Here is a 20,585-nt window from a genome sequence, read left to right as displayed (position 1 = left end):
GGTGCGAAAGCGGACCCACGTTCGCTTTTTTTTCGGATTAACTCTGTACGCGCTGCGGCGCAATAAGTGGAACTTGTGATGAGTAGTGCAAAAAAAAGTATAGACCGCCTGATTAAAAAATATCCCAACCGCCGTCTGTATGACACGCAAACCAGTTCCTACATCACCTTGACGGACGTCAAGCAGCTGGTGTTGGACAATGAAGTGTTTACCGTCGTCGATGCTAAATCCAGTGAAGATTTGACGCGCAGCATCTTGCTGCAAATCATACTGGAAGAGGAAGCGAATGGCGCGCCCATGTTCTCGAGCAGCGTGTTGTCGCAGATCATCCGCTACTATGGCCATGCCATGCAGGGCATGATGGGATCCTACCTGGAAAAGAACGTGCAAGCGTTCACCGATATCCAGCATAAATTCACGGGCACGTCGGCCGGCAGCTTCGAAGGCAAGCCATTCAGTCCTGAAATGTGGACCCAGTTCATGAATGTCCAGGGCCCGATGATGCAAGGCATGATGAACAACTACATCGACCAGAGCAAGAGCCTGTTCGTGCAGATGCAGGAACAGATGCAGAGCCAGAGCAAGAATCTGTTCGGCACGTTCCCGTTCGTTCCGCCGGTGCCGCCGACGGACAAAAAATAAGCTGATCCGGTTTTTACGTCGCACAACGGCACAGGAGTTCCTGTGCCGTTGTGCATTCAGGCGCCATATCGCCTCGGTGTGCCGGGTTTTGATCGGAGCATGGTGCAACCATTTTTCCTTGATGGGCAGACGCTGTCCGGCAAAGATGACATCGCAGCGTTCGTTTGATATGCAACTGCAGGTCCACGAGGAGTATATATGGCGCTGCTTGAGCAATTGCAGGCAATGATTGCAGCCGATAATGAGCGTATGCATGTCCTTCGTCTTGTCAGGGAACTTGATCTGCCCGATTGCTGGGTTGCTGCGGGATTTGTGCGATGCTGTGTCTGGGATCATTTGCACCAACGTTCGCCTTCGCCACTGCCTCACGATATCGACGTCATCTGGTACGACCCAAGCAAGGCGACACAGGCGCATGACGCCATGCTTGAGTCGAGTTTAAGAGCACGGGACGGCACGCTGGGCTGGTCGGTAAAGAATCAGGCGCGTATGCATGAACGCAATGCGGACCTGCCTTACCTGACCGCTTCCGATGCCATGAGATACTGGCCGGAAACCGCCACTGCCGTGGGTGTGCGACTCAATGACCTTGCAGACATCGATATAGCGGCTCCTTTCGGCCTGCATGATCTTTTCGATCTGGTGGTCCGGCCGACAGAGCGATTTCTGACAGCGAAGCAATCGGTCTACGCAGGCCGCGTGCGTGGCAAGAATTGGCAAAGTACCTGGCCCAAGCTACGTATTGAATTCCCAGGTGCTGCTTCCTGCCGTGCTTTGGAACCGGACTGAGCAAGCTCATAGCCTGCATTTGATGATAAGCGATGCAGGAGCCTGAGAATCGCACATGCAATCCATTGCTACCTATGCCCGGTCAACCCGGACAGCGTAGCAACCGCGTCTGGCGTTGTGGACGTGGATATAGCTGACTTCCTGATTGCCAAAGATCTGCTCAATCAGGGTTTCAATCGACGTGCCTTCACCACATATTCAGGCGCGTCCGCCATCCGGCTCTTGCTCTGCAAGTCGATCCAGGCAGACGGCACGGATGCCGCCTGGTAGTCATCGTTCACATCGGGTGGGCATGGCATTGTCGACTGACGGTCAGAACTTTCACTTCATGCTTTCGGCAGTCCAGCTTTTACCGCCGTCGTTCGATATTTCAAATTGCGCCGGCACGCTCCAGCGCATTATTTTTCCCAGAATCGCACCCGATTTAAGCGGGGTCAACTCGCGTGATTTCGGTTTGGCGTCCACCAGTGTCCACGTTTTGCCCATGTCGCTACTGGCATGTAAGGTCGTATCGCTCATCAGACTGCTTTCAAAACGCAGCAGGGTGCCATCGGTACGCTGAACCAGCGGAATGTGGCTAGCGGTGACCTCTTGCCAGGTTTGACCTTGATTCACTGAAACGAAAGCATCTCTGGAGGTGATCGCAAATGGCCCGTAACCTTGTGTTATGAGGCTCCACATGCCGCTGCCGCTGATGCGCATCGCATCCACACGGCGATCGGGCATTGCCCGCTCTGACCACTGGCCACTGGCGTAGTCGTAGAGGTGCAGCGTTCCTTTCGTCGACGTGTAGGCAAAGCCTGTGCCGATATCGCGCAGCCAGAACCAGGTGTCCTGGTTCAGGAGCCACTTTCCCAGCTTCTCACTGCGTACCTGATTCCACTCGCCGCGCTCGAGACGGGCGGAATGATAAATCGTGACTTCATTGTTACGCTGGACGGCGACATACCAGCCAGCGTCCATATTGCCAGCCAGTCCGACCAGATTGCCATAGGGAAGGTTGCCAGTGTCAATCGGTTCAAGCTTGTTCTGTCCCGGCGCATGGCGCAGCAGGGTGCCGAACTCGCCGAAGGCCAGCAAGTCTGCATCCGGCATTTGCACCGGCTGCACGCAGTTCAGCGTCTCTATTTTGTCACTGGCCAGTTGTTTCCATGTTCCCTCAGGGCTGCGCCACAGCACTGTGCCCATGCGGGTTGCGGCCGCCACGCTGCCGTCTGGTAGCTCCGTCACGCATTCGGCGCCGGTGGGGCGGGCCATGGCGACTTCCTCAGCGCGATCCGTATCACTGCGCGATCCGGACCAGCTGACTGTCTTTTCGGGTGCAAACAGCTTCAGGTGCTCGGGAGAATAGCGTTCGAGCAGGGTGCGGTTGTCTCGCACCCGCACGCTGCGGCCGACCAGTACACGCTCGCCATAAAGAGGAGTGACGATCAGACGGCCCAGATCGACCGGCTTGCCTTCCTCCACAGTAAATAAGCCCAGGCCGCTGCCCATTTTGATGTAGCGGTTTGATTTGCCGGCGTCGGCCAGTTGACTGAAGTAGTATTTCCCCGGTGGCAGGGTCCCCATGAAAAGAGTCGTGTCGCGCGCCATATCCTTGGCAACCTGGTTCAGGATATATTGCTGCAGGACCAGGCTGGACACTGCGTCTCCGCTACTCAGGCGGCCCAAGGTGATCTGGCCCAATCCGTTCACCGCATCAGTGTTGGCAGTAATGCTGACAGTAACGGCTGTACCTTCGGAGGGCACGCCGACGCTGAGAGGGCGCTGCACATGCGTTGTGACACAGCCACCGAGCATCAGCGCAGAGACGGCTCCTGCAAAAACGTTGGCAACGAAATTTTTGATGAACATTTTATTTCCACAGTGCAATAAAATCTTATTATAGCGAGACTGTGTATGAAATAACAAGTACATTAGTCAAGTATGGGCTGCAGCCAGATATGGAATGCGTGAAAGAATATGCTCAGGGCAGGTCGCCCGTGGCTCCCACCGTTGCATATCCCGCAGCAAAACCAGACCGCCACTGACAGCTAAGGGCGGCTCGGGGTACAATAGCCGATTCGCCTCACCATTTTACTAGCTGCCAACTATGTCTGAAATTCACCGTATTCCCGTTCCTTCCGCCAAGCCAGAGGCCATGCTGGCCATGCCAGGTGCGGCGCCGAAAGTGGGCTTTGTCTCGCTCGGCTGCCCGAAAGCGCTGGTCGACTCCGAACAAATCCTGACCCAACTGCGCGCCGAAGGTTACGAAACGGCGAAATCCTACGCTGGCGCCGATCTGGTGATCGTCAATACCTGCGGTTTTATCGATGCTGCTGTGCAAGAGTCGCTCGACGCCATCGGCGAAGCGCTGGCTGAAAACGGTAAAGTCATCGTGACCGGTTGTCTGGGTGCCAAGAAAGATGCTGCCGGCGACGACATTATCATGAAGGTGCATCCGAAAGTGCTGTCCGTCACCGGCCCGCACGCGCTGGCTGAAGTGATGGATTCCGTCCACTTGCACCTGCCGAAACCGCACGCGCCGTTCCTCGACCTGGTGCCGCCGCAAGGCGTCAAGCTGACGCCGAAGCATTATGCCTACCTGAAAATTTCCGAAGGCTGCAACCACCGTTGCAGTTTCTGCATCATCCCATCGATGCGCGGCGACCTGGTCTCGCGTCCGATCGGCGAACTGATGATCGAAGCGGAAAACCTGTTCAAGGCTGGCGTCAAGGAATTGCTGGTCATTTCGCAAGATACCTCGGCGTATGGCGTGGACGTAAAATTCCGTTCCGGCTTCTGGAATGGCCGTCCCGTCAAGACGCACATGACGCAGCTGACGGAAGCGCTGGGCGAGCTGGCCAAGTCCTACGGCGCCTGGGTGCGCTTGCATTATGTGTATCCGTACCCGCACGTGGACCAGATCATCCCGATGATGAGCGGCGGCCACATCCTGCCCTACCTCGATATTCCGATGCAGCATGCGCACCCTGACGTGCTGAAACGCATGAAGCGCCCGGCCAGCGGCGAGAAAAACCTGGACCGCATTCAGGCCTGGCGCGCCATCAACCCGGATCTGACCATCCGCTCGACCTTTATCGCCGGTTTCCCTGGCGAAACGGAAGCGGAGTTTGAGTACCTGCTTGATTTCCTCAAGGAAGCGCAGATCGACCGCCTGGGCTGCTTTGCCTATTCGCCCGTCGAAGGCGCGACCGCCAACGAAATCGCCAATCCCGTGCCGGAAGAGTTGCGCGAAGAGCGCCGCGGCCGCGTGATGTTGTTGCAGGAAGAAATCTCGAAAAAACGCTTGCAAGCCAAGATCGGCAAGACGGTGCGCGTGCTGATCGATGAAGTCACCCGCTCCGGCGGCGTCGGCCGCTCGTCCGCGGATGCGCCGGAAATCGACGGCGTCGTGTACGTGAAGCCGCCGTTTGAGCCGCACCGCAAGCTGGCCGTGGGCCAGTTCTTCGACGTGACCATCACGTCGGCCGACGCGCACGACTTGTGGGGTGCGGCAGAGTAACGCTGTCATGGTCTGACAGGCCGCGTTGATACCGTTCTGAATAGGAGGGATCGCCAGTTGGCGGTCCCTCTTTTTTGGTACATCGCGGTTTACCGGGGAACGCATTATTGATTTTGAGGAAGAAATAGGCTGAGTCCCGGAAGCCGTAGGCCATCCGTTTGATGACGTTAATGCGGTTGTTGATGTCCTCCAGGATGGACGAATTCATCGGATAGATTGCCGAAGCCAAAATGCCACGCAGGTATTTGCGTAGTCGTTTGGCGAACTGGATGACCGGCGTAATCTGGCTATCAAGTGCCAGCCTTAGCCAGCGCTTCCAACGGCGCGCGCCTTCTCGAACGGACGACGCATACCAGAGTTCCTTGAGTTCGGTCTTCAGTAGGTAGACTGTGGCCAAGGGGGTGTTCGCAGCGAGCAGTTCGTCCAGTTCGACGGCGCGTTCGTTGTCCAAGTTGTCACGATTGCGCAGCAGCAGCCAGCGGCTGCGCTTGATCACCTGACGGGCTTTGGGATCGGCGCGTAACGCATTGGCCTGATCCACCCTGACCCTGTCAACGACCTCACATCCGAAGCGTGCCACGACATGGAACAAGTCGTAGACGACTTCGGCGTTACGGCAGTGCTGGCGTACCTCGAGATCCATGGCCGTGTTCATATCCATTGCCACTGCTTCGATCCGGCTGCAGCCCTCCGCTCCCAGTGCTTCGAAGAAGGGCCGGATCGCTGCCCGGCTATTCCCCTCGCCAACCCACAGTACGCGCCTGTGTTGCGCGTCCAGCATGACCGTGGCGTGTTAGTTTGGCTGCTGGACACCCAGCAGCGCTTCCAGCTTGTGAAATGAACCGCCGTATGTGGAACCGCACGTACGGTGGTGTGAGAGGGCGACGGGGGTAACTCCGTCCCCTACTCAATCGTGCTTTAAATGACGCGGTGCCGGCGCTGCATCCAGCCGATACCGGCCAGGCCCAGCAAAAGCATGGCGTAGGTTTCAGGTTCGGGTACGGGGACCAGTACGGGACTGATCGTCAGCTTGGTGTCGGGTGACCAGCGTACGCGGATGCTGTTTGAGCTGGGATCGAAAGGATGGTAATAGGTGTATGCGAAAGAGTCGCCCGTCTTGAGCGTGCCAAAATAGGTTTCGTCGGGATAGCTGCCGGTGAAATATGCTGAAATCTTCAAGCCGCCTTCAGCCGAATATTCCAGTACATTTACGCCGCAGCGCATGTAGATATTGCCATTGTTGCAGTCATGATAGTAGTTCCGCCCATTGAACACCAGGTTGTAGGCTTCGTTTTTCGTGATGATATTGTCGCCATTGGTATTGTTGAAATTGAAGCTCCCTTCCAGCCGCAAGTCGGGGTTCCATGCGCCGCCGTTCAAGTCATCATAAAAACCGGTATAGGAAAAATTGACAAGGTTAGGTTTGGCCGGTGCGGCCAGCGCCGTCGTCGTGGCCGCAGCCAGGGCGCAAGCGAGCACTGCATTTTTCAACATGGAATACCTCCTTAGAATGGAATGTATAAAATTAAAAGATTAAAAATAAAGCATGTCAATAATACATGATAAATGTTAAGCCATTATCGGATTTATTCTTTCATTCAGAATGCGCCTGGCGTCAGTTGTACGGCGTTTTTTGAGTAAAGCCCTTACAATTAAGATGGAACCGCACTGCGCGATCCGCTTTTTACCTGCCCACGTACTTTGCCGACGCCGCCATGACCACAATCAAATCTCCGCAAACCGCGCTGATCCACAGCGATTACCAGGCGCCGCAAGGCTTTGCCGCGTTTCCCAACGCCATCCATCACGCATCGACCGTGCTGTTCAAGGACGTGGCGGCCATGCGCTCGGGCGACTGGAAAGAGAAAAACGCCTACACCTACGGCTTGCACGGCACGCCCACCACGTTCACGCTGGAAGCGCGGCTGGCCGAGATCGAAGGGGGCAAATACTGTCTGCTGGCGCCGTCGGGCCTGGCGGCCATCGCCATGGCGGACTTTGCCCTGCTGAAGACGGGCGATGATGTCTTGCTGCCGGAAAATATCTACAACCCAAACCGCGAACTGGGACGCTGGCTGGCGCAGGATTTCGGCATCACGGCACGCTATTACGACCCGCTCATCGGCGCCGGCATCGCAGGCTTGATCCAGGAGAATACCAAGCTTATCTGGACGGAAGCGCCGGGTTCCGTGACGATGGAAGTGCCTGACTTGCCCGCCATCTGCGCGGCCGCCCATGCGCGCGGCGTGCTGGTGGCTATGGACAACACCTGGTCGGCCGGCCTGGCCCTGCGCGGCTTTGACCTGGGCGTGGACATCATCATGCAGGCACTGACGAAATACCAGTCGGGCGGCTCGGACGTGCTGATGGGCGCACTCATCACGCGCGAGCGGGCGCTGCACGACCGCCTGGCGCAGGCGCACATGCGTCTGGGTATGGGCGTGGGGGCGGACGATGCCTATCTGGTGCTGCGCGGCTTGCCCACCATGAAGCTGCGCTTCGACGCTCACGATGCGGGCGCGCGCGCGGTGGCCAGCTGGCTCAAGGCTAGGACCGAGATCGCCACGGTGCTGCATCCGGCTTTCGCCGATTGCCCGGGCCACGCTATCTGGCAGCGCGATTTCACGGGCGCGGGCGGCCTGTTTTCCGTGCTCTTCGATGCCCGCTACACGGAGCAGCAGACGGATCGTTTTATCGATGCCTTGCAGTTGTTTAAGATTGGCTACAGCTGGGGCGGCGCGAACAGCCTGGTGATGCCGTACCGCATCGCCGCCATGCGCAAGGGTTGGCAGTTGCCGGGCCAGCTGGTGCGCCTGAATGTGGGGCTGGAAGATCCGCAGGATTTGATCGCCGATATCGAACGGGCGTTCGCGGCGATGTAGCGGCAGTGGGCAAGCACGTGGGCTTGCCCACAAGGAATTACATGGGCACGGGCTGGTTGTTGTTCAGGTCGAGGAAGCCGCGCAGCAAGCGGTAGGCTTTCCACAGCCAGGCCAGGCCCCACACGAGGAACGCCAGCGGAATGCCGATCAGCGTGATCCACAGGATGGCGCCGACGACGATCCAGGCCATATACCACCAGAAGGAACGGATCATCCAGCTGTGATGGCTGTACACGAAGGTCCCGGCCGCTTCGTCCCGCTTCACATAATTGATGATGAGCGGAATGAAGGAAAAGGCGCCCAGCGAAAACACAAAGCTGGCGCCATGTATCAGGTACAACCACCAGGCCAGTTTTTTGGTCTGTTGAAGTTGGCTATCGAGAATAATATCTTGTGACATGCAGGCTCCCGTCATTGTTCAATTTTTTAATTGTAACAAGCAAAGCGGCGTGGGAGCGCAGTCCATGGAAAAGGCGGAATACATTGTTGAAAGCAGATCCACATCCCACCTTGGCCGCGCGCGCCAGATTCTGGCTGCGGCGCGCGGTGCCGACCTTGCTGCTGTGCGCCACGGTGGCCCATGCCGCTAGCGCCCCCCTGGACGCGGAGTTTGCCGCCGGCTTGAAGGAAGAGGGCCTGGCTGGCGCCGTCTGGAGCGAAGTCTTGCCCGATGGAACAGTCAAAGTCGGCGCATCCGGCCTGCGCGATGCCGCCAAGAAAATACCCATGCAGGCGGACACGCGCATGCAGGTGGGTTCCGTGGGCAAGGTAGCGCTGGCGCTGGGCGTCTTGCGCCTGGTCAGCGAAGACCGGCTCACGCTCGACACGCCATTGCAGCAGGTGCTGCCGGAACTGGCGCTGAAAAACCCGTGGCAGGCCAGCGATCCCGTGCGCATCCGCCACCTGCTGGCGCACACGTCCGGCCTGGATAATGTGCGCTTCTGGCAGGCGTTCAGCCTGAACCCGGCGCCGGACACGCCGCTGGCCGAGGCTTTTGACGGCGGGCGCAATTTGCTGCGCGTGCGCGCCCGGCCCGGTAGCCGTTATGCGTACTCGAACATGGGCTATGGCTTGCTGGGCATGGTGATCGAAAAGGTCACGGGCCAGCCGTACGAACGTTATCTCGATGCGCAGCTGCTGCAGCCGCTGGGCATGGTGGGCAGCACGTTCGCTTTCGTCACTCAGGTGGGTGCGCAGCTTGATCCGCGCCTGGCCATGGGCCACTTCGAGCATGGCGTGGCGCAGCCGGCCGTGCCCCAGTATCTGCGTCCGGCCGCGCAATTTACCACCACGGCGGCCGACATGGGCAAGCTGGCGCAATTCCTGATGGGCGATGGCAAGCTGCAGGGCAAGCGCTTCATCGACCTGGCGCTGATGGGCGCCTTGTCTGAACCGGCTGGCACGGATGCGGCGCAGGCGGGCCTGGCAACGGGCCACGGCTTGGCACTTGCCGTGCGCGACCGCCACAATGTTGTGGGTGCCTGCCACCCCGGCACGGCCGTGGGTTTTCGCGCCATGCTGTGCATCTATCCGGAGCAGGACAGCGCCTTCTTCGTGGCCTTCAATACGGATGCGGAACAGGCCGACTATGAACGCTTCAACCGCCTGCTGCTGCGCGACCTTGAACTGCCGCTGCGCGCGCCGGCCCCGCAGGGCACGCCCGCGCCCACGGTGGAAAACTGGCAGGGCGTGTATGTGCCGTCGCCCAGCCCCATGGCCAGCATGGCCTGGGTCGATGCCGTTTTCGGCTTTACGCGCCTGAAATGGGATGGCGAATCGCTATTCCTGATCCCGTTCCAGGGCGAGCCCAAGGAACTGGAACCGGTGGGCGGCTTGCTGTTCCGCGCCAGCGACCGCAGCACACCGTCGCATGTGCTGATGCAAGAGGATGGCAAGCATGTGCTCAGCGATGGCTTGCGCAGCTATGAGCGCGCATCGATGCTGCGCATGCTGGTGCTATGGGGCAGCCTGGCGCTGGGTGTGGCCGGCTTGCTGTATGTGCTGCTGGTGGGCGTCTGGCGCGCCGCGCTGCGCAGCCTGGGGCGGGGCGACCATCTGTTCGCGCCCCTGCTGTCGCTGCTGGCGCTACTCCTGCCCCTGCCGTTTTTCTATTTCCAGTCTTACCTTTGCCTGGGCGACGTCACCATCGCCAGCGTGCTGCTGGCACTGGCGACGGGTGCGCTGCCATTGGCGACGGCATTCGGCCTGGCCCGCTGCTGGCGTAGCCGCGGCACGGCGGCCGAGGCGGGCTCGTGGGCGAAATGGGATTGGGTCGCCTTGCTGGCGGCGTTGCAACTGCTGCTGGTGCTGGCCTGGTGGGGCTTGCTGCCGCTGCGGCTGTGGCAGCTGTAGCGGGCGCTCAGCGCCAGACTTGCAGCAGCCGGTGCCACCAACGCCACCAGCGTTGCAGCGGCGTGGCGCGTGCAGCGTGTTCGGCGCGCCCGGCGCGCTTGGCGCGATAGCTGGCCGCCGCCATCTGCAGGCCGATGCGCTCCATCGCCGCCATCGCCTCGGCTTCCTGCGGCGACAAGCCATGCAGCAAGGCTTGCGCACGCGGTTCCAGCAGGAAGGCATCACGCAGGACGTCGTCCGTGTACAGTCGTGCCAAATAGGTTTCCAGTGCGGCGGAACTCATGCGCACCGTCCCGCGCGCAAGGCCGCGCGCGCCAGCTCCAGCTGGCCCAGCACATGCTCGAACGACGGGTAATTGCCATCGCGTTCGACGATCACCGTCAAGGGTTGCGGTGCATGGCGCGCCAGCACGGTTAATAGGGTGAAAACGGCGGGCGGCACGTCGTGCAAGTGGTCGTCCAACAAGCGCTTGCCGGCGCCGCCCGGCGCCTCGATCCAGTGGCCGCCGCTCAGATGCACGGCACCGACCCTGGCCAGGGGCAGGCGCAGCAGAAGTTGCTCCGGGTCGTGGCCAAAATTGACGGCATTCGCATACAGGTTGTGCAAGTCCAGCAACAGCGGCACTTGCGCACCGTGGATAATCTGCGCCAGCCACTCGGCTTCGTCCAAGGTGCTGGCCGGCGGGTCGATCAGGGTGGCGATGTTTTCCATCAGCGGCGCACTGCCGACGATGCGGGTGGCCAGCGCGATATTGGCCACCGCGCCGGCGGCGCTGTGCGGCGTGCGCGGCGGTGCCGCCAGGTGGCCGATTTCGACGCCGCCGGCGCGCACGAAACTCAGGTGCTCGGACCACGACTCCGCCTGCACCGTCTTCATCAGGCGCGCCATCGCATGCAGGCGACGGGGATCGGCGGGAATCGTCGAGGCCAGCCCCATGCCCACGCCGTGCAGGCTGACGGGTACCTGGCGCGCCAGGCTGCACAGGGCGGCGATGCCGGCGCGCGCAGCATGGTAATAATCGTCGGCGATCACTTCCAACACGTCGATCTGCGCCAGGTTGGACAGAATGCCGCCGGCCAGTTCGCCGCGCCATCCCAGGCCGACGCGGTCGCGCGTGGCCCCCGTGCTAGCTGCCACAGCCGCCGCCACCGCCGCAACCGCCACAGCCGCCGGATGAACCGCCGCCGTCGCCGCCCGATGAGGAGTCGCCCGAGTCGCCCGTGCTGCCGGACGAGGAGTCGCTGCTCGTGTTTTGCCGGGATGCCGGGTACAGCTCGGCGACATACGCGTACACCGACGGGGGCAGGGCGCCGATGCCGAAGATGGCGGCCAGCAGTGCCATGTCGGCGCTGCGGCTGCCTGCCTGCAGGCGCGATGCGCGCATGTTCAGGCGGCCAAACAACATGCGCAAGTCCGTCAGCAGCCGCTGCGCGCTCCAACTGGTCGCCTGGGTGCGCAAGCCGCGCAGCATGAGCAGAAATATCATCAGCAGCAGCGCCAGGAACAGCAGCTTGTAGTGCTGGCGGCTGATGGCGATGACGGCTTTGCCTGCAGCTACCGTCAGCAGCAGGTAATGTGCCACCCGGGTGATGCGCTCGCGCCGGCGCAGCAGCGGCGGGCCGACCAGCAATTCCTGCTGCGTCAAGGTGTCTTGGTAGGCGCGGCACGATGGCAGCATCTCTGCCTGCTCGGCCAGTTCCTTGCTATGGCCCTGGTGGCCCAGGTACAACCGCAGCACGTCGCGTTCGATGTCATGGCTGGCGAAGCGCAGGCTGTCGGCGCTGACCGTTTCCAGCAACGGGCCATCGGCGCGCAGCAAGCCACGGTCGACCAGCACGATGGTGGCGATTTTCACCGCTTCGAGGGCGCCGCCGCGCAAGAAGGCGATGCGGTAGGGGTCGTCGGCCAGCGACAGCTGGGCGTGTGGATTGCGCAGCTCCTGGCGTATCAGCAGCTCGCGTGCGAAGTAGTACACGAGCATGCCGAAGATCAGATAGGCGAGCAGGAACCAGGGCCCGCTCCAGTCAAACGGATTCGCGCCGTTCACCGCATATGCTCCGCGTGTTCGCGCAAGCGCTCGGTAATGGCCATCAGGCCCGTAAAGGCGGGCAGGGCCTGCCCCGGCGCCAGACGCGCCGTTTCGCGCGCCGTCGACATGGCTTGCAAGGCCGCGTGCAGGGCAGCGTCGCCCAACTGGTCGACAAATGCTTCGAGCGCCTGTTTTCCCGATAGTGGCACCCGGCCTTCCAGCTGCGCCAGCGAGGCGGCGGCCGAACGCAGCGGACCGGCTGCGTCGGCGATGGCGCCGGCCAGCTGTTCTTCGTTCAGGCTCAATAGCATATACCGTTCTCGCATGCGCACCTGCTGGTTCAGCAGCACTTGCCGCAGGCGTCGCAGCACGGCGTCGCGGCTGGTGTGCAGGCTGGCGAAAGGATCATTGCCCAGCAGCACTCGATGGCGCGCAATGATATCGGCGAACTTGACAGCGAAGGCGTCGGCGGCCTGCGTCAATTCGCTGTCGAGCAGGAACATCACCTGCAAATCGATGGCGGCGTGCGCCAGGCGCAAAGGCCCGCGCAGCGCATCGGCCGCCTGCGGCCTAAAGCGCTTGAGCAGCAACAGCAGGTTGACGTCGGAGGTGGCGCGCAACTGGCCATCGGCGGCCGAGCCAAACAGCACGGCGGCGGCAAGGTCCCCAGCTAAGGCCGTTTGCGCGGCGGCGACAAACAAATCCAGGTGGCGTTGTATCTCTTCTGGCAGCGGTGGCGGCATGCGCTGTTCTTTCACGATGGGTTGACTGGATGATCACAAGTTTGCAATATAGCAAAAATAGACAACCCTGCGCGCACCGCCCGCTCTCTCCTCCGGTACCGCGAACTTAGTGCGAACTCAGGTCAATACGTTCAGCAAACCATCGAGTCCCACGAAGTTCAGCGCCACGTCGGCTTGCGCGCGCACCACGGGTTTGGCGCGGAAGGCCACGGACAGGCCGGCGATGCCCATCATTTTCAAGTCGTTGGCGCCATCGCCCATGACGATGGCCTGCGATGGAGAAATGCCCAGGTCTGCGCACACGCGCTCCACCGTGCGCTGCTTTTCCTCGGCATCGACGATGCCCCCTAACACTTTGCCCGTCAGCTTGCCGTCGATGATTTCCAGCTCGTTCGCATGCGTGTAATCGAGGTCCAGGCGCTGTTTCAGGCGTTCAGTAAAGAAGGTAAAACCGCCCGAGACCAGCAGGGTCTTCAGGCCGGCCTTCTGCACCGCCGCCAGCATGGTTTCCGCGCCAGGCGACAGCTTCAGGCGCTCGTCGTAGACGCGCTGCAGGGCCGACGCATCGAGGCCTTCGAGCAGGGCCACGCGCTGCTTCAGGCTGGCCGCGAAATCGAGTTCGCCGCGCATGGCCGCTTCCGTGATGGCCGCCACTTGCGGTTTCAAACCCTGCATGTCGGCGATTTCATCGATGCACTCGATGGTGATCAGGGTCGAATCCATGTCCATCGCCACCAGCTTGAATTCGGCGAGTTCGCGCTGGCCCATCATGTAGGTGGCGTCCAGCTGCGCCGCCTGGGCCGCCACTTCGATGGTGGGGCGCAGCGCGGGTGAGTAGGCGATCTGTTCGCAGCGCACGGCATTCGGGCCGAGGCGCGTGATGGACGTCGGCGCGGCCAGCGCGGCGATGCGCTCGAGCCTGGCCATGTCGCCGTCCAGGCCCTGCAGGATCAGATTCATGGTGATGGTCTTGGTATTGGTCATGGGGGCAGTCCCGCGTAAAGTTATCTAAAAGTCTACACCGTCAATTGCTTGATGGTGGTCTTGATCTGCGTCACGCGCGCGGCCAGGTCGGGCATGGCGGCCGTGATTTTCAGTTTGTCCTGGCCATGCAGCTTGATATGGCGGTTCTTCTGGATCAAGTCGATGATGCGCATCGGGTCGATGGGCGGCTTGGCCATGAATTGCAGGGTGGCCGCCTCGCCATGCACGTCGATCTTGACGATACCCACGGTTTTCGCCGCGATACGCAGGCGGTGCGTCTCGATCAGTGCTTTCGCCGGGTCTGGCAGCTTGCCGAAGCGGTCGATCAGCTCTTCCTGAATATCGTCGATTTTTTCTTGCGTGGCGCAGTTGGCCAGGCGCTTGTAAATCGACAGGCGCTCGTGCACGTCGCCGCAGAAATCGGCCGGCAGCAGGGCCGGCACGTGCAGGTTGATTTCCGTCGTCGAGGCCAGCGGCGCGGCCAGGTCCGGTTCCTTGCCGGCCTTCAGCGAACGCACGGCTTCATTGAGCATGTCCGAATACAGCTGGAAGCCGATTTCCGTCATCTCGCCCGACTGGCTCTCGCCCAGCACCTCGCCGGCGCCACGGATTTCCAGGTCGTGCATGGCCAGGTAAAAGCCGCTGCCCAGTTCTTCCATCTGCTGGATGGCGTCCAGCCGGCGCTGCGCCAGTTTTGTGAGGCCCTGCACATCGTGCACCAGCAGGTAGGCGTACGCCTGGTGATGCGAGCGTCCGACCCGGCCGCGCAACTGGTGCAACTGCGCCAGGCCGAACTTGTCGGCGCGGTGCATGATGATGGTGTTCGCCGTTGGCACGTCGATGCCCGTTTCAATGATCGTCGTGCACAGCAAAATATTGAAACGCTGGGCGACGAAGTCGCGCATGACTTTTTCCAGGTCGCGCTCGTGCATCTGGCCATGCGCCACGGCGATGCGCGCCTCGGGCAGCAGTTCCGTCAGCATGGCCAGGCGGTTCTGGATGGTTTCCACCTCATTGTGCAGGAAATAGATCTGGCCACCGCGTTTCAGTTCGCGCAGACATGCTTCGCGGATGATGGCTTCGCCCTCGCTGCGCACGAACGTCTTGATGGCCAGGCGCTTTTGCGGCGCCGTGGCGATGATGGAAAAGTCGCGCAAGCCTTCCAGCGCCATGCCCAGGGTACGCGGGATCGGCGTGGCCGTCAGGGTCAGCACGTCCACTTCCGCGCGCAAGGCTTTCAGCGCTTCCTTCTGGCGCACGCCGAACCTGTGTTCCTCGTCGATGATGACCAGGCCCAAACGGGTAAACTTCACGTCATCGGACAGCAGCTTGTGCGTGCCGATGACGATGTCGATGGTGCCGTCGGCCATGCCCTTGAAAGCCTGCGTGATTTCCTTGCCAGTGCGGAAACGCGACAGTTCGGCGATGCGCACGGGCCAGTCGGCGAAGCGGTCGGCAAAGGTTTGCGCATGCTGCTCCGCCAGCAGGGTGGTGGGTGCCAGGATGGCCACCTGCTTGCCGCCCATGACGGCGATGAAGGCGGCGCGCAGCGCCACTTCCGTCTTGCCGAAGCCGACGTCGCCGCAGACCAGGCGGTCCATCGGTTTGCCCGAGGTCATATCCTTGATGACGTTGTGGATGGCCTCGGCCTGGTCCGGCGTCTCATCGAAGCCGAAGCTGTCGGCGAAGCGCTGGTAATCGTGCGCGGAGAATTCGAAGGAGTGGCCCTGGCGCAGCGCGCGGCGGGCGTACAGGTTGAGCAGTTCGGCGGCCGTGTCGCGCACTTGTTCGGCTGCGCGCTTTTTCGCTTTTTCCCACTGGCCCGAGCCGAGCGAATGCAGCGGCGCGTCTTCCGGCGAGGCGCCCGAATAGCGGGAAATGACGTGCAGCTGCGACACGGGCACGTACAACTTGGTGTCCTTGGCGTACTCCAGGTGCAAAAATTCCGTCTCGCCTTCGCCCAGGTCCATGCTGGTCAGGCCCATGTAGCGCCCGATGCCGTGGTTGATGTGTACCACGGGGTCGCCGATTTTCAGCTCCGACAGGTCGCGCACCATCGATTCGACCTGTGTCACGCCTTCCTGTTTCTTGGTGCCGACGCGGCGGCCGGAACCGGCATACAGCTCGGTTTCCGTGATGAAGGCCAGGTTGCCGTCCGGCGTGAACAGCTCGAAACCCGCGTGCAGCGGCGCCACGCCCAGCATCAGCTTGGCGTCGGACTGCAGGAAGCCGTCGCAGCCTTCCACCGGTGTCAGGTGCAAATCGTATTCGGTGAAGTACTGCTGCAAGGTTTCGCGGCGGCCGTTCGATTCGGCGCAGATCATCACGCGGCGGCCTGATTGCAGCAGGTAGCTGCGCAGGTTGGCCAGCGGATCGTCGGCGCGGCGGTTGACGGCGATGTTCGGCACGGGCGCCGACAGTTCGGACGCCAGCGCATCGTTCGATTTCGTGATGGCCAGGCGCGGATACGGCTTGGCCAGGCCGAAGAACTGCTCGTCGGACAGGAACAGCGATTCGGGCGGCAAAATCGGCCGCTCGCGGTCCGCCTTCAAAAAACGGTAGCGCGACTGGGTATCGGTCCAGAAGCGGCCAATGGCCGCGTCGATCTCGCCCACCAGGGCCAGCGAGGCGTCTTCCGGCAGGTAGTCGAACAGGGTGGCCGTCTGTTCGAAGAACAGGGGCAGGTAGTATTCGATGCCGGCCGAGGCGATGCCGCTGCTGATGTCCTTGTAGACGACCGAGCGCGAAGGGTCGCCCTCGAACTGTTCGCGCCAGCGGTTGCGGAAAGTGGTGCGCGCCACTTCGTCCATGGGAAATTCGCGCCCCGGCAGCAAGCGCACTTCGTGCACGGGGTACAGCGAGCGCTGGGTATCGGCGTCAAACGTGCGGATGGTCTCGATGGTGTCGCCGAACAGGTCCAGGCGGTAGGGCAGGGCCGAACCCATGGGGAACAGGTCGAGCAGGCCGCCGCGCACCGAGTATTCGCCCGGCGACATCACTTGCGAGACATGGCTGTAGCCGGCCAGGGTCAGCTGCGATTTCAGCCGCGCCTCGTCGAGCTTTTCGCCCTTCTTGAAGAAGAAGGTATAGGCGGCCAAAAAGGACGGCGGCGCCAGGCGCACCAGCGCCGTGGTGGCCGGCACGATCAGTACGTCGCACTGGCGCGTCTGGATTTCGTGCAAGGTGGCCAGGCGCTCGGAGACCAGGTCCTGGTGCGGCGAGAAGGCGTCGTAGGGCAGGGTTTCCCAATCCGGCAGCAGATGGCAGCGCAGTTCCTTGCCGCCAAACCATGGGATTTCATCGAGCAGGCGCTGGCCGTCGCTGGCCTGCGCCACCACCACGGCCAGCATCTGGCCCCGCGCTTTCAAGGCCAAAGCGGCCAGCGCCAGGGCATAGGCGTCGGATGAACCATACAGGGCGGGCAGCGCGTAGCGGTTACCGGGCTTGGGGAGGGCTTTTTTTAAGTCTAAGGACATGCAGGCGATGACACTAGTGGCAGAGGCAGTTGAGTGGGACAGCTGTGGTGCGCGCAGCGCCGCCAGTGACGGCGCTGACAGGCGAGATTATAGACCATCGCCAGCGCGCGCATTCGCTATGCCGAAGGGGACATGCACCATGGGGATGGTGCCGCCCGCCGATTTCAGGTGGCTCAACTGGTCGTCAAAGAAGATATGCGGCTTGAACACGGCCAGCACGCGCGATTTGTCCATGCCGCCCAGGAAAAACGTCTCGTCGGCCGCCACACCCCAGCTTTTCAGGGTCGTCACGACTCTTTCGTGCGAGGGCGCGTTGCGTGCCGTGATGATGGCGATGCGCAGGATCTTCTTGTAGCCGGGGTCGCGCCGCTGCGCCTTTTCTTCCAGGCGCTGCATGGTGGCCAGCTTCTGGAACAGGTCGGCCAGCGGGCCGGGGCGGTGCGGCGTGCCCACGTTCAGGGTTTCATGCGCATGGAATTCATCGACGTCATTGTTGCGCTTGAATACGGTTTCCGCTTCGTCGTCGGCGATCACGCCGTCGAAATCGAAGGCCACGCGCAGTTCTTCGTCGTTCTCGTCGTCTTCCGTGCGCGACGGCAGCACCAGGCCGGCCGGATAGTCGCAGGCAAGGGCGCTGCGCACGTCATGCTCATTCGCGCTGAGGAAGAGCGAGGCATTGAAGGCGGGCAGGTAGGGGTAGGGCGATTTGCCCGTCATGAAGGCGGCGCGCGAAATATCCAGGCCGTAATGGGCGATGCTATGCATCACGCGTAAGCCCGTTTCCGGCGAATTGCGCGAAAACAGCACTACTTCCACGGGCGACTGGCGCGGATAGTGCTTGTTGATGTTCAGGAAACGTCGGATGAAGGGGAAGGCCACGCCGCGCGGCAAGACCGTGTCGATATGCGTTTCCTGGTACTTGCGGTATTCCTCGGGGCCGTTGTCGAGGTAGATCTGGTGCGATTCGGCCAGGTCGAACAGGGCGCTGGAAGCGACCCCGATCACCAGTTTGTGTTCGATAGGATAAGCCATGCTGTTCCTGTGGTGTGCGTGTTGACCATCTTATACGACTATTAACTATGCAGCCAGTCGGGGCGCACGGCGATTTATTGCACCAAAGCGTGGCGCCAGGGCATTTTTTCTGATCGTTGTGCAATACGCGCCACAGTAAAGAAATAAATATTGTTTTGTATCAAGTATATATCAGCCAGCGCGGCATTTTTCCACTATGCTTCCATTTAGGAATTCTCGCCAATTGTAACGAAGCGTACGCCCCATCCCCGCCACCTTTATACAAATGTCAGCTGTTTTACTCGAACATGCCAGCCCGAACCTCGCCAGCAGTCGTCGTGACTTTATAAAGGACCTAGCCATGTTTAAGAATTTACTGATCAAATGGAAGTTGGCAACCCTCGTCGCCGTGATGATGGCGGCCTTGCTGGTGGTGGGCATCTGCGGTTACACGGGCATCGCCACCGTGGGCCGCGCCGTGAATGAAATCGGCGTGGTGCGCCTGCCGTCTATCCAGGGTTTGATGATGGTCAGCGAAGGCCAGACGGCCGTCGTCGCCGCCACCCTGACGGCCGCTATCTATGAAAACAATTACCAGGCGCAAGACAAGTTCGCGGAAGCGCTGCAGCTGCGCACCAAGGCTTGGAACAATATCGAGGCTGGCCGCAAGCTGTACGAACCGCTGCCGCAAACGCCGGAGGAAGCCGTGCTGTGGAAGCGCTTCCAGGTGGAATGGGCCGCCTGGAAGGGGGATGATGACAAGGTGCGCGCCATCCTGCGCCAGTTGGCCGACAACCGCGACGAGCCGCGGCAAAAAGAACTGTTCGTGGCGTTCTACAGGCAGTACCAGGATTCGCGCGGGCTGTTCGGCAAGGCCGAAGGCACGCTCAACGAGATCATCAAGCTCAATAACGGCGTGGCCGACGCGAGCGTCAAGGGCGTCGGCGCGGCCGTGATCCGCTCGGAAAGCCTGATGGTCATCCTCGGCTTGCTGACCTCCGCGCTGGGCATCGGCTGCGCCGCTTACATCACGCGCGCCATCACGCAGCCGATCAATTTGGCCGTGAAAGTGGCCCAAACGGTGGCTTCGGGCGACCTGACGAGCCAGATCGAGGTGCACACGACGGAAGAAACGGGGCAGCTGCTGCAGGCGCTCAAAGACATGAATTCCGGCCTGGTCAATATCGTCGGCCAAGTGCGCAGCGGTACGGAGACCATCGCCACGGCGTCGTCGCAAATTGCCAGCGGCAACCTGGACCTGTCCTCGCGCACCGAAGAGCAGGCCAGTTCGCTGGAAGAGACGGCGTCGTCGATGGAAGAACTGACGTCCACCGTGCGGCAAAATGCCGACAACGCCCAGCAGGCCAACCAGCTGGCGCTGAGCGCCTCTGGCGTGGCCGTCAAGGGCGGGGCCGTGGTGGGCAAGGTGGTCGAGACCATGGACGCCATCAACGATTCCTCGCGCAAGATCGTCGATATCATTTCCGTCATTGACGGCATCGCTTTTCAGACGAATATCCTGGCCCTGAATGCGGCCGTGGAAGCGGCGCGCGCGGGTGAGCAGGGGCGCGGCTTTGCCGTGGTGGCCACCGAGGTGCGCAACCTGGCACAACGCTCGGCGGCGGCGGCCAAGGAAATCAAGACCCTCATCGGCGACTCCGTGGTGGCGGTCGACGCGGGCAGCAAGCTGGTGGCCGAGGCGGGCAACACGATGGCCGAAATCGTCGCCAGCGTGCAGCGCGTGACGGACATCATGGCGGAAATCAGCCTGGCGACGCAGGAGCAAAGTTCGGGCATCGACCAGATCAACCAGGCCATCAGCCAGATGGACCAGGTGACGCAGCAAAACGCGGCCCTGGTGGAAGAGGCGGCGGCTGCGGCCGAATCGCTGCAGGAGCAATCGGGCCAGCTGGCTGAGGTGGTCAGCGTCTTCAAACTCGATGGCGCACTGGCACCGGCCGCGCATGCCAAAGCGGCCGCGCCGCGCGCCGTGGTGGCCAGCAGCGCGCTGAAGCGTCCGGCACCGCGTCCTGCATCAGGTCCCAACTCGGGCCGCCCGGCCTTGCGCGCCGTGCCGTCCCAGCGCCAGAGCGCGCCGCGTGACGATGAGTGGGAAGTGTTCTGACGGGTTCTGACGGATAGACGGCGCCAGCATGCGCTATCGGACGGCCG

The 20,585-nt window shown here is 61.5% G+C and carries 17 protein-coding genes and 1 pseudogene; 6 read left to right on the top strand and 12 right to left on the bottom strand.

Features of this window, described 5'->3' with window-relative positions; all coding sequences use genetic code 11:
- Nucleotides 1–78 precede the first annotated feature (78 nt).
- Nucleotides 79–642, top strand: coding sequence for a polyhydroxyalkanoate synthesis repressor PhaR (gene phaR, locus ACQ4W7_RS22975; RefSeq protein ID WP_071076767.1), 564 nt, complete (start codon nt 79–81; stop codon nt 640–642).
- Between the two features lie 198 nt (nt 643–840).
- The gene (locus tag ACQ4W7_RS22970; RefSeq protein ID WP_436533501.1) at nt 841–1,431 is read left to right on the top strand and encodes a nucleotidyltransferase family protein; all 591 of its coding nucleotides are present in this window, start codon (nt 841–843) and stop codon (nt 1,429–1,431) included.
- Nucleotides 1,432–1,503: 72 nt separating this feature from the next.
- On the opposite strand, the gene ACQ4W7_RS22965 is transcribed toward ACQ4W7_RS22970, so the two are convergent.
- Nucleotides 1,504–1,608, bottom strand: coding sequence for a DUF1203 domain-containing protein (locus ACQ4W7_RS22965; RefSeq protein ID WP_436533625.1), 105 nt, complete (start codon nt 1,606–1,608; stop codon nt 1,504–1,506).
- Nucleotides 1,609–1,752: 144 nt separating this feature from the next.
- Nucleotides 1,753–3,285, bottom strand: coding sequence for a beta propeller repeat protein (locus tag ACQ4W7_RS22960; RefSeq protein ID WP_436533499.1), 1,533 nt, complete (start codon nt 3,283–3,285; stop codon nt 1,753–1,755).
- Nucleotides 3,286–3,580: 295 nt separating this feature from the next.
- Here ACQ4W7_RS22960 and rimO point away from each other — a divergent pair, with 295 nt between their 5' ends.
- Nucleotides 3,581–4,936: a 30S ribosomal protein S12 methylthiotransferase RimO gene (rimO, locus tag ACQ4W7_RS22955; protein ID WP_426073837.1), complete on the top strand. Its 1,356-nt coding sequence runs from the start codon at nt 3,581–3,583 to the stop codon at nt 4,934–4,936.
- Nucleotides 4,937–5,018: 82 nt separating this feature from the next.
- Here rimO and ACQ4W7_RS22950 read toward each other — a convergent pair.
- Both ACQ4W7_RS22950 and ACQ4W7_RS22945 read right to left on the bottom strand, forming a co-directional pair.
- A pseudogene (locus tag ACQ4W7_RS22950) lies at nt 5,019–5,729 on the bottom strand (ISL3 family transposase); the annotation flags it as partial.
- A 125-nt stretch (nt 5,730–5,854) separates the two neighbouring features.
- Nucleotides 5,855–6,430 (bottom strand): PEP-CTERM sorting domain-containing protein, encoded by a 576-nt coding sequence (locus tag ACQ4W7_RS22945; protein WP_436533497.1) that lies wholly within the window; start codon nt 6,428–6,430, stop codon nt 5,855–5,857.
- A 221-nt stretch (nt 6,431–6,651) separates the two neighbouring features.
- Between ACQ4W7_RS22945 and ACQ4W7_RS22940 the strand changes: the two genes are divergently transcribed.
- Nucleotides 6,652–7,818, top strand: coding sequence for a cystathionine beta-lyase (locus ACQ4W7_RS22940; RefSeq protein WP_436533495.1), 1,167 nt, complete (start codon nt 6,652–6,654; stop codon nt 7,816–7,818).
- Between the two features lie 37 nt (nt 7,819–7,855).
- On the opposite strand, the gene ACQ4W7_RS22935 is transcribed toward ACQ4W7_RS22940, so the two are convergent.
- Nucleotides 7,856–8,218 carry a DUF4870 family protein gene (locus ACQ4W7_RS22935; RefSeq protein ID WP_436533493.1) on the bottom strand — a complete coding sequence of 121 codons (363 nt, stop codon included), beginning with the start codon at nt 8,216–8,218 and terminating at the stop codon, nt 7,856–7,858.
- Between the two features lie 86 nt (nt 8,219–8,304).
- Between ACQ4W7_RS22935 and ACQ4W7_RS22930 the strand changes: the two genes are divergently transcribed.
- Entirely contained in the window at nt 8,305–10,170 is a 1,866-nt protein-coding gene (locus ACQ4W7_RS22930) for a serine hydrolase domain-containing protein (protein WP_436533491.1), read from the top strand.
- Between the two features lie 7 nt (nt 10,171–10,177).
- On the opposite strand, the gene ACQ4W7_RS22925 is transcribed toward ACQ4W7_RS22930, so the two are convergent.
- The 7 genes from ACQ4W7_RS22925 to ACQ4W7_RS22895 all read right to left on the bottom strand — a co-directional run bounded on the left by ACQ4W7_RS22925 (nt 10,178) and on the right by ACQ4W7_RS22895 (nt 18,434).
- Nucleotides 10,178–10,453, bottom strand: coding sequence for a hypothetical protein (locus tag ACQ4W7_RS22925; protein WP_436533489.1), 276 nt, complete (start codon nt 10,451–10,453; stop codon nt 10,178–10,180).
- The gene (locus ACQ4W7_RS22920; RefSeq protein ID WP_436533487.1) at nt 10,450–11,307 is read right to left on the bottom strand and encodes an MbnB/TglH/ChrH family RiPP precursor modification enzyme; all 858 of its coding nucleotides are present in this window, start codon (nt 11,305–11,307) and stop codon (nt 10,450–10,452) included. Before ACQ4W7_RS22920 ends, ACQ4W7_RS22925 begins: the two co-directional genes overlap by 4 nt.
- Complete coding sequence (locus ACQ4W7_RS22915) at nt 11,297–12,217, bottom strand: TIGR04222 domain-containing membrane protein (protein ID WP_426073751.1); 921 nt, start codon at nt 12,215–12,217, stop codon at nt 11,297–11,299. The genes ACQ4W7_RS22920 and ACQ4W7_RS22915 overlap by 11 nt, the downstream gene beginning before the upstream one ends.
- Entirely contained in the window at nt 12,214–12,942 is a 729-nt protein-coding gene (locus ACQ4W7_RS22910; protein ID WP_426073750.1) for a hypothetical protein, read from the bottom strand. Before ACQ4W7_RS22910 ends, ACQ4W7_RS22915 begins: the two co-directional genes overlap by 4 nt.
- A gap of 117 nt (nt 12,943–13,059) precedes the next feature.
- Nucleotides 13,060–13,902, bottom strand: coding sequence for a phosphoserine phosphatase SerB (gene serB / locus ACQ4W7_RS22905; protein WP_426073836.1), 843 nt, complete (start codon nt 13,900–13,902; stop codon nt 13,060–13,062).
- A 56-nt stretch (nt 13,903–13,958) separates the two neighbouring features.
- Nucleotides 13,959–17,402 (bottom strand): transcription-repair coupling factor, encoded by a 3,444-nt coding sequence (gene mfd, locus ACQ4W7_RS22900; RefSeq protein WP_426073749.1) that lies wholly within the window; start codon nt 17,400–17,402, stop codon nt 13,959–13,961.
- A gap of 87 nt (nt 17,403–17,489) precedes the next feature.
- Complete coding sequence (locus tag ACQ4W7_RS22895) at nt 17,490–18,434, bottom strand: 5'-nucleotidase (RefSeq protein ID WP_426073748.1); 945 nt, start codon at nt 18,432–18,434, stop codon at nt 17,490–17,492.
- 340 nt (nt 18,435–18,774) lie between these two features.
- Between ACQ4W7_RS22895 and ACQ4W7_RS22890 the strand changes: the two genes are divergently transcribed.
- Nucleotides 18,775–20,538 (top strand): methyl-accepting chemotaxis protein, encoded by a 1,764-nt coding sequence (locus ACQ4W7_RS22890; protein ID WP_436533483.1) that lies wholly within the window; start codon nt 18,775–18,777, stop codon nt 20,536–20,538.
- Nucleotides 20,539–20,585: the final 47 nt, after the last annotated feature.

Source organism: Janthinobacterium algoris, from assembly GCF_051380935.1.
Taxonomy (GTDB): Bacteria; Pseudomonadota; Gammaproteobacteria; order Burkholderiales; family Burkholderiaceae_D; genus Janthinobacterium.
This window is presented reverse-complemented; position numbering and strand designations above follow the sequence as displayed.